The sequence below is a fragment of the Agrobacterium sp. genome (assembly GCF_032092815.1).
GTDB lineage: Bacteria > Pseudomonadota > Alphaproteobacteria > Rhizobiales > Rhizobiaceae > Agrobacterium.
The window spans coordinates 2,748-4,928 of sequence record NZ_DAMDBP010000091.1 but is presented as its reverse complement, the minus strand read 5'-3'; the positions used below and the strand labels follow the sequence as shown (position 1 = coordinate 4,928).

The window sequence follows — 2,181 nt, the reverse complement described above, 5'->3', positions numbered from 1 at the left end:
TCGCCGAAGGGATAACAATCTCAGGCGACAAGGACAGAGGGGGCTCTTGAACCGGTGCGTTTGCACCAAAACACGAGCCCGCGCGTTTTCGCGCAACCCTGGAGGCGTTCTTTTGGACGATACCGCCGAGTTACAAGTTACCCCGCTTCATTCCCTGCATCTGTCGCTTGGCGCCCGTATGGTGCCGTTTGCCGGTTATGACATGCCAGTGCAATATCCGGCTGGCGTGATGAAGGAACATCTCCAGACCCGCACCTCCGCCGGCCTGTTTGACGTGTCCCATATGGGTCAGGTCATCATCAAGGCGAAATCCGGCAAGGTGGAAGACGCAGCCCTTGCGCTGGAAACGCTGGTTCCGGTTGATATTCTTGCTCTGAAGGAAGGTCGCCAGCGCTACGGTTTCTTCACCGATGACAATGGCTGCATTCTTGACGACCTGATGATCACCAACCGTGGGGATCACCTGTTTGTTGTCGTCAACGCTTCCTGCAAGGATGCCGATCTGGCCCACATGAAGGCGCATCTCTCTGAAAGCTGCGATGTCATGCTTCTCGATGACCGCGCGCTGATTGCCCTGCAGGGTCCACGCGCCGAAGCGGTTCTGGCAGAATTGTGGGCTGGCGTATCCGGCATGAAGTTCATGGATGTGCGTGAAGTGCCATTGCTCGACGTGTCCTGCATCGTTTCCCGTTCCGGTTATTCCGGTGAGGACGGTTTTGAAATTTCCGTACCGGCCGACAAGGCCGAATTTATCGCCAAGGCACTGCTTGAGCACCCGGACTGTGAGCCGATTGGCCTTGGTGCGCGTGACAGCCTGCGTCTGGAAGCCGGTCTTTGCCTTTACGGCAACGACATCGACACCACGACCTCGCCAATCGAAGCCTCGCTTGAATGGGCAATCCAGAAAGCCAGGCGTGCTGGCGGCGACCGTGAAGGCGGTTACCCCGGCGCAACACGTATTCTGGCCGAACAGGCAAATGGCACGAGCCGTCGTCGCGTTGGCCTCAAGCCCGAAGGCAAGGCACCAGTGCGTGGCCATGCCAAGCTGTTTGCCGATGCTGAAGGCAAGACCGAAATTGGCGAAGTGACATCAGGCGGTTTCGGCCCTTCCGTGGAAGGCCCGGTCGCCATGGGTTACGTGCCAGCCGATTATGCAGCACACGGCACCGCAATCTTTGCGGAAGTACGCGGCAAATATCTGCCGGTCACGGTAGCCGCCCTGCCCTTCATCACGCCGACCTACAAACGATAACCCTTTTCAAGACCTCCCGGAGAGAACCATGTTGAAATTTACCGCTGAACACGAATGGCTGAAACTTGAAAACGGCGTTGCCACTGTTGGCATCACGGCCCACGCTGCAGAGCAGCTGGGCGACCTCGTGTTTGTCGAACTGCCGGAAGTTGGCGCAACCTTCGAAAAAAATGGCGAAGCCGCAACCGTTGAATCCGTGAAGGCAGCCTCCGACGTTTATTGTCCACTTGATGGCGAAATCACCGAAATCAACCAGGCTATTATTGATGACCCGTCGCTGGTCAACTCCGACCCGCAGGGTGCAGGCTGGTTCTTCAAGCTGAAGCTCGCCAACGCTTCCGACGCTGATGCGCTGCTCGACGAAGCAGCTTACAAGGAGCTGATTGCGTAATGACAACGCCCGCTGATTTCCATTTCACGGACTACCAGCCCTATGACTTCGCAAACCGTCGTCATATCGGCCCGTCGCCGGCAGAAATGGAGGAAATGCTGAAAGTCATCGGATATCGCAGCCTTGATGCTTTGATCGATGCCACTGTTCCTTCCTCCATCCGTCAGAAAACCCCGCTCACCTGGGGTGCAGCACTCTCCGAGCGTGAAGCTCTGGACCGTCTGCGCGAAACCGCCAACAAGAACCAGGTTCTGACCTCGCTGATCGGTCAGGGCTATTACGGCACCATCACGCCACCGGTCATCCAGCGCAACATTCTGGAAAATCCGGCCTGGTACACGGCCTATACGCCGTACCAGCCAGAAATTTCGCAAGGTCGCCTTGAAGCTCTGTTGAACTTCCAGACAATGATCTGCGACCTGACCGGCCTTGATGTTGCCAACGCTTCGCTTCTCGATGAAGCAACGGCGGCGGCTGAAGCCATGGCCATGTGCCAGCGCGTTGCAAAGTCCAAGGCCACCTCCTTCTTCGTTGACGC

At 57.2% G+C, this 2,181-nt stretch carries 2 protein-coding genes and 1 pseudogene; all 3 read left to right on the top strand.

Annotation, left to right across the window (positions count from 1 at the left end):
• The first annotated feature begins 112 nt into the window (after nucleotides 1-112).
• Entirely contained in the window at nucleotides 113-1,252 is a 1,140-nt protein-coding gene (gene gcvT / locus RT613_RS23700) for a glycine cleavage system aminomethyltransferase GcvT (RefSeq protein ID WP_313618817.1), read from the top strand.
• Nucleotides 1,253-1,280: 28 nt separating this feature from the next.
• Nucleotides 1,281-1,643, top strand: coding sequence for a glycine cleavage system protein GcvH (gcvH, locus tag RT613_RS23695; RefSeq protein ID WP_313618816.1), 363 nt, complete (start codon nucleotides 1,281-1,283; stop codon nucleotides 1,641-1,643).
• A pseudogene (locus RT613_RS23690) lies at nucleotides 1,643-2,181 on the top strand (glycine dehydrogenase (aminomethyl-transferring)); the annotation flags it as partial. The gene gcvH and the pseudogene RT613_RS23690, both read left to right, overlap by 1 nt.

Coding starts and splice junctions, on each gene's coding strand:
- gcvH (WP_313618816.1), top strand. CDS start 1,281: ATGTTGAAATTTACCGCTGAACACGAATGGCTGAAACTTGAAAACGGC.